Source organism: Burkholderia sp. E168m23, assembly GCF_016586125.1.
GTDB classification, from domain to species: domain Bacteria; phylum Pseudomonadota; class Gammaproteobacteria; order Burkholderiales; family Burkholderiaceae; genus Burkholderia; species Burkholderia orbicola.
Genome location: NZ_BCPP01000339.1, coordinates 1 through 6,609 on the forward strand (window position 1 = coordinate 1; position 6,609 = coordinate 6,609).

6 protein-coding genes are annotated in these 6,609 nt (G+C 67.1%); 5 read left to right on the forward strand and 1 reads right to left on the reverse strand.

Translation table 11 applies throughout. From position 1 onward, the window contains the following. The 5 genes from JMF90_RS18230 to JMF90_RS18250 all read left to right on the forward strand — a co-directional run. The coding region (locus tag JMF90_RS18230; protein WP_201325290.1) for a mechanosensitive ion channel at nucleotides 1-1,310 on the forward strand (1,310 nt) is incomplete at its 5' end. A gap of 231 nt (nucleotides 1,311-1,541) precedes the next feature. After that, entirely contained in the window at nucleotides 1,542-2,954 is a 1,413-nt protein-coding gene (gene eat / locus JMF90_RS18235) for an ethanolamine permease (protein WP_027812788.1), read from the forward strand. Between the two features lie 100 nt (nucleotides 2,955-3,054). Further along, entirely contained in the window at nucleotides 3,055-4,452 is a 1,398-nt protein-coding gene (locus JMF90_RS18240) for an ethanolamine ammonia-lyase subunit EutB (protein WP_201316674.1), read from the forward strand. Continuing rightward, nucleotides 4,449-5,243, forward strand: a complete 795-nt coding sequence (gene eutC, locus JMF90_RS18245) for an ethanolamine ammonia-lyase subunit EutC (RefSeq protein WP_054928219.1) — start codon at nucleotides 4,449-4,451, stop codon at nucleotides 5,241-5,243. The genes JMF90_RS18240 and eutC overlap by 4 nt, the downstream gene beginning before the upstream one ends. A gap of 115 nt (nucleotides 5,244-5,358) precedes the next feature. Further along, on the forward strand, nucleotides 5,359-5,694 hold the full coding sequence (locus tag JMF90_RS18250; RefSeq protein ID WP_124624086.1) for a hypothetical protein: 336 nt from the start codon (nucleotides 5,359-5,361) through the stop codon (nucleotides 5,692-5,694). 221 nt (nucleotides 5,695-5,915) lie between these two features. On the opposite strand, the gene JMF90_RS18255 is transcribed toward JMF90_RS18250, so the two are convergent. Beyond that, nucleotides 5,916-6,609, reverse strand: a 694-nt coding sequence (locus JMF90_RS18255; RefSeq protein ID WP_201325291.1) for a LysR substrate-binding domain-containing protein, incomplete at its 5' end; no start/stop codon positions are given.

Genomic DNA, 6,609 nt, shown 5'->3' on the forward strand with positions numbered 1-6,609 from the left:
ATCAGCGGATCACCGACAGCACCGGCCAGGGCGCCTGCGTCGAACGCATCATCGCCAGCGGCCTGTTCTGGCTCGTGCTGCTCGTCACCGCGGTGGGCATCTTCAACGTGCTCAACCTGTACGCGGTCTCCAATCCGTTCTCGCTGCTCGTCACGCACATCGTCAACTACCTGCCGAACCTGATCGGCGGCGCGGCGCTGACGCTGATCGCGTGGCTGATCGCGTCGCTGCTGCGCAGCCTCGCGAACCGCGCGCTGAAGGCGAGCAAGGTCGACGCCACGTTGTCCGAAAGCGCCGGCATGCAGCCGATGAGCGGCTATCTCGGCGACGTGCTGTTCTGGCTCGTGATCCTGATGTTCCTGCCGGCGATCCTCGGCTCGTTCGCGCTGTCGGGCCTGCTGTCGCCGGTGCAGGGGATGGTCGACAAGCTGCTCGCGATCGTGCCGAACATCTTCGCGGCCGCGGTGATCGGCTTCGTCGGCTGGGTCGTCGCGCGCGTGCTGCGCGGCCTGGTGACGAACCTGCTGGTCGCCGCCGGCGCCGACCGCCTCACGCAAGGGATCGACAGCCCGACGCCCGTGCGCGTGTCGAGCCTGGTCGGCACCATCGTCTACGTGTTCGTGTTCGTGCCGACGCTGATCTCCGCGCTCGACGCGCTGAAGATCGACGCGATCTCGATTCCCGCGACCAACATGCTGAACCAGTTCCTCGGCGCGGTGCCCGACATCGTCGCGGCGATCGTGATCGTGCTGGTCACGTTCTACTTCGCGCGCTTCGTCGCGTCGCTCGCGCAGAAGCTGCTGGAAGCCGCCGGCGTCGACGGGCTGCCGGCCGTGCTCGGCGTCGAGCGCGTGTTCTCGGGCATCCTGCAGCCGTCGGTGCTGGTCGCGCGACTGATCGTGTTCTTCGCGATGCTATTCGCGTCGGTCGAAGCCGCGAACCGGCTCGGCTTCACGCAGGTGCGCGACGTCGTCACGCTGTTCATCGAATTCGGCGGCCACGTGCTGATGGGCGGCGTGATCCTCGTGATCGGCGTGTGGCTCGCGGGCCTCGCGCGCCGCGTGATCGAGCAGGCCGACCGCGAGCACAGCGTGCTGTTCGCGCGGATCGCCCAGTTCGCGATCCTCGGCCTCGTGTTCGCGATGGGGCTGCGCGCGATGGGCATCGCGAACGAAATCGTGCAGCTCGCGTTCGGCCTCGTGCTCGGCGCGATCGCGGTGGCCGTTGCGCTGTCGTTCGGCCTCGGCGGCCGGGAAGCGGCCGGCAAGCTGCTCGACCGCTGGTTCAACCAGCGCGGCGGCGGCCAGTAAGGCCCGTCGGCACGGCCGATCCGGCCCGCATCGCGCGGGCCGGACCGGCGTGGCAACGGGCGCGGCGGGCGTTGCCGCGAGCGGTACCGCAAGCGTTTCCGAAAGCGTTTCCGCAAGCGAAATGTCAGCCGCGATCTTTGCCGAATTTCGATAACACGTCGTTTAATGACTCTCTAGCATCGATTCTCAGTCGCGCGGGCCCGCAGGCCCGGCGCCTTTGAGGAGAGTCCGATGAAAGCAGAGTCGAATGGCCGGCCCGCCGCCGGCGCCAAGTCCTCCGGCCAGCCCGCGCTGCAGCAGACGCTAGGGACCTGGCAACTGTGGGGCATCGCGGTCGGCCTCGTGATTTCCGGCGAATACTTCGGCTGGAGCTACGGCTGGGCGAGCGCGGGCACGCTGGGTTTCGTGATCACCGCGCTGTTCGTCGCGGCGATGTACACCACCTTCATCTTCAGTTTCACCGAGCTGACGACGTCGATCCCGCACGCGGGCGGCCCGTTCGCCTATGCGCGCCGCGCATTCGGCCCGACCGGCGGCTATCTGGCCGGCGCCGCGACGCTGGTCGAGTTCGTGTTCGCGCCGCCCGCGATCGCGCTCGCGATCGGCGCGTACCTGCATGTGCAGTTTCCGGGGCTCGAACCGAAACACGCGGCGATGGGCGCGTATCTCGTGTTCATGGCGCTGAACATCGTCGGCGTGCAGATCGCGGCGACCTTCGAGCTCGTCGTCACGCTGCTCGCGATCTTCGAGCTGCTGGTGTTCATGGGCGTCGTGTCGCCGGGTTTCGCGTGGAGCAATTTCACGAAGGGCGGCTGGTCGGGCGCCGATCACTTCAGCGTGGGCGCATTCCACGGGATGTTCGCGGCGATTCCGTTCGCGATCTGGTTCTTCCTCGCGATCGAAGGCGTCGCGATGGCCGCCGAGGAAGCGAAGAATCCGAAGCGCTCGATTCCGATCGCGTACGTGGCCGGCATCCTGACCCTCGTGGCGCTCGCGATCGGCGTGATGGTGTTCGCCGGCGGCGCGGGCGACTGGACCAAGCTCGCGAACATCAACGACCCGCTGCCGCAGGCGATGAAGTACATCGTCGGCGCGAACAGCGGCTGGATGCACATGCTCGTGTGGCTCGGGCTGTTCGGCCTCGTCGCGTCGTTCCACGGGATCATCCTCGGCTATTCGCGCCAGATCTTCGCGCTGGCCCGCGAAGGCTACCTGCCGGAGTGGCTCGGGAAGGTGCATCCGCGCTTCAAGACGCCGCATCGCGCGATCCTCGCGGGCGGCGTGGTCGGGATTGCCGCGATCTACAGCGACGAGCTGATCCAGTTCGGCGGCCAGACGCTCACCGCGAATATCGTGACGATGTCGGTGTTCGGCGCAATTGTGATGTATATCGTGAGCATGGCGGCGCTGTTCAAGCTGCGCCGCTCGCAGCCGAACCTGGAGCGGCCGTTCCGCGCGCCGCTGTACCCGATCTTCCCGGCATTCGCGATCCTGGCGGCGCTCGTCTGCCTCGGTACGATGGTGTATTTCAACGGGCTGGTCGCGCTGGTGTTCGTCGGCTTCCTCGCGGTCGGTTACGCGTACTTCCTCGCGACCCGCTCCCAGCGTGCGAGCGCGCCCGGCGACGCGCTGCTGGAGGAGTGAGCGCCGTGACGACGGTGAACGTGAAAGGCCGTTCCTGACGGCAACCGGCGCGCCCCGTCGAACGGGCGCGCCGTCGGCTTTTGGCAAGGAGATTCGAACGATGTCCTATACGGAGACGATCGGTCCGCGCACGTACCGCTTCGCGGACCTGAAGACGCTGCTCGCCAAGGCGAGCCCGCTGCGTTCCGGCGACCAGCTCGCCGGCGTCGCGGCGGCGAGCGAGGAGGAGCGCGTCGCCGCGAAGATCGCGCTCGCGGGCGTGCCGCTGAAGGCGTTCCTGAGCGAAGCGGTGATCCCGTATGAAGACGACGAGGTCACGCGCCTCATCATCGACGATCATGACGCGCAGGCGTTCGCGGAGATCTCGCACCTCACCGTCGGCGATTTCCGCAACTGGCTGCTGTCGCCCGCGGCCGACGGCGCGGCGCTCGAACGGATCGCGCCCGGTCTCACGCCCGAGATGGTCGCGGCCGTGTCGAAGCTGATGCGCAACCAGGACCTGATCGCGGCCGCGAGAAAGCGCCGCGTCGTCACGCGCTTTCGCAACACGGTCGGGCTGGCCGGCCGGATGTCGGTGCGGCTGCAGCCGAACCATCCGACCGACGACGTGAAGGGCATCGCCGCGTCGATGCTCGACGGGCTGATGTACGGCTGCGGCGACGCGATGATCGGCATCAATCCGGCCACCGACAGCCTCGCGGCGATCGTGAAGCTGCTCGCGATGATCGACGGCTTTCGCGAACGCTACGGCGTGCCGACCCAGTCGTGCGTGCTCACCCACGTGACCAACACGATCGCGGCGATCGAGAAGGGCGCGCCGGTCGATCTCGTGTTCCAGTCGATCGCGGGCACCGAGAAGGCCAATGCCAGCTTCGGGATCTCGCTCGCGCTGCTCGGCGAGGCGCGCGAGGCCGCGCTGGCGCTGAAGCGCGGCACGGTCGGCAACAACCTGATGTATTTCGAGACGGGGCAGGGCAGCGCGCTGTCGGCGAACGCGCATTTCGGCGTCGACCAGCAGACCTGCGAAGTGCGCGCGTATGCGGTCGCGCGCAAGTTCGAACCGTTCCTCGTGAACACGGTGGTCGGCTTCATCGGGCCCGAATACCTGTACGACGGCAAGCAGATCATCCGCGCCGGGCTCGAGGATCACTTCTGCGGCAAGCTGCTCGGCGTGCCGATGGGCTGCGACATCTGCTACACGAACCACGCGGAAGCCGACCAGGACGACATGGACACGCTGCTGACGCTGCTGGGGGCGGCCGGCATCAACTTCATCATGGGAATTCCGGGCGCCGACGACGTGATGCTGAACTACCAGAGCACGTCGTTCCACGACCAGCTCTACGTGCGCGAGGTGCTCGGCCTGCGCCGCGCGCCCGAGTTCGAGGAATGGCTGGAGACGATGGAAATCGCCGATGCGCACGGCGCGCTGCGCGCGGCGACGGCACGCGTGCCGCTGCTCGCGGGCGCGAACGACTGGATGGGGATTTCCGCATGAGCGACGCCGTCGAAAAGAACCCTTGGGCGCAGCTGAAGTCGTTCACGAACGCGCGGATCGCGCTCGGCCGCGCGGGCAACAGCCTGCCGACCGCGCCGCTCCTGGCCTTCAACCTGTCGCATGCGCAGGCGCGCGACGCGGTGCACCAGCCGCTCGACGCGGATGCGCTGCGGCGCGAGATCGAGGCGGCCGGCCTGCTGCCGACGCTGCGGGTGCAGAGCGCCGCGCCCGACCGCGACCACTACCTGCGCCGGCCCGATCTCGGCCGCAAGCTGTCGGACGACAGCCGCGGCCTGCTGGCCGGCTACGGGGCGGCGCTCGACGACGCGCCCGATGTCGTGTTCGTGGTCGGCGACGGGCTGTCGGCGTTCGCGGCCGCGAAGCAGGCGCTGCCGCTGTTGCAGGCCGTGCGGCCGCGGCTCGACGCGGACGGCTGGCGGATCGGCCCGGTGGTGGTCGCGACGCAGGCGCGCGTCGCGCTCGGCGACGAGATCGGCGAGCTGCTGCGCGCGAAGGTGGTCGCGATGCTGATCGGCGAACGGCCCGGCCTCAGTTCGCCGGACAGCCTCGGCGTGTACCTGACGTGGGCGCCGAAGGTCGGCTGTCACGACGCGCTGCGCAACTGCATCTCGAACGTGCGGCCCGAAGGGCTGCCGCACGCCGCCGCCGCGCACAAGCTGCATTACCTGATGACGCATGCGCGCAGGCTCCAGTTGACGGGCGTCGGGCTGAAGGACGACAGCGACGCGCTGCTGCCGGCGGCGGAAGCGGAGCGGATCGGCGCGGCGTGACGAGGTGGCTACTGGTCGGAAAAATGACGCTGGAAGCTTCTGCGGTGAACAAGCGTTAAAGATCAGATAAATAGTGTCGATATAGCGTCCGAGAACAACAACTTGGACTGCGCAGATGAAACGCCCGGAACGTGTGAGGAAGTTGCTGATTTGGAAGACTGCCGGATTTGCGGCTCTTGTTGGGCTACTCATTCCGATTTCTTCCGCATCAATGATTCAAACGACCAGCGCTTCTCCTATCGTGCCTGGGCTTGCGACGCTAGCCGCAAAGATTCCCACGGCTCAATTCTGGGACGCCGTACTGCCGACAGGCAATTTGGGAACAATGCCGACGCGAATGGTTGTGACTTTTGCAATCGCTGTTGTTGTGGCAGGCATGTTGTCGGTATCGCAGAAGCACTCGCGGATGCTGCGTAAAGAAGATGAGGCGCGCGAGCTTCGGGATATCTGATTTGCATGTCGGTGTCGTGCATCCGCGATCAGCGGCGCCTCTCTATCCGTTTCCCTAAAGCCAAGCATCGAAGGTATCGGACCTGCGAGTCGAATAGGCGTGAGTCTGATTTGGGGCGAACAGCTGATCAAACGTCGAGGGAAGCAGCTTCGACGGTCTGAGCGTTCTTGTACCAAACGTCCGGGACGCCATGCTTTTCGGAATACCTCTCCAGCTTGTTGCTATTTGAACAGCCGCTCGCATAGGAAATCGACGAACACGCGCAGCTTCGGCGACAACTGCCGGCTCGACGGCCACACGATCGAGAACTGCCCCGGCGCGATCCGGTAGTCGTCGAGCACGGTGACGAGCGTGCCGTATTCGAGCGCGTCGCGCGCGAGGAAGTCGGGCATGTAGCCGATGCCGAGCCCCGCGAGCACGGCGCCGCGCAGCGCTTCCATGTTGTTGCAGGTCATCGCGGTGCGCAGCGTGAGCGGCGTGCCGTCGTCGGCCGCGAGCGCCCAGTCCTGCAGCTTGCCGGTGGTCGGGAAGCAGTAGCGTACGCAGTCGTGCGCTTCGAGCTCGCGCGGCGTGCGCGGCGTGCCGGCCTGCGCGAGATAGGCGGGCGTCGCGCACAGCACGAACGCGAACGGGCCGAGCCGCCGCGACATCAGGCTCGAATCGGACAGCGGGCCGCTGCGGATCACCGCGTCGAAGCCGCCTTCGACGACGTCGACCATCCGGTCGTTGAAATCGAGATCGAGCTCGACGTCCGGATAGCGCTGCCGGAATTCGGGCAGCACCGGCAGCAGGAAGCGGTAGCCGATCACCGGCAGGCTCACGCGCAGCTTGCCGCGCGGGCGCTGCGCGGACGCCGTCACGGTCGCCTCCGCGTCGCGGAAATCCTCGAGGATGCGCTGGCAGCGCTCGTAGAAA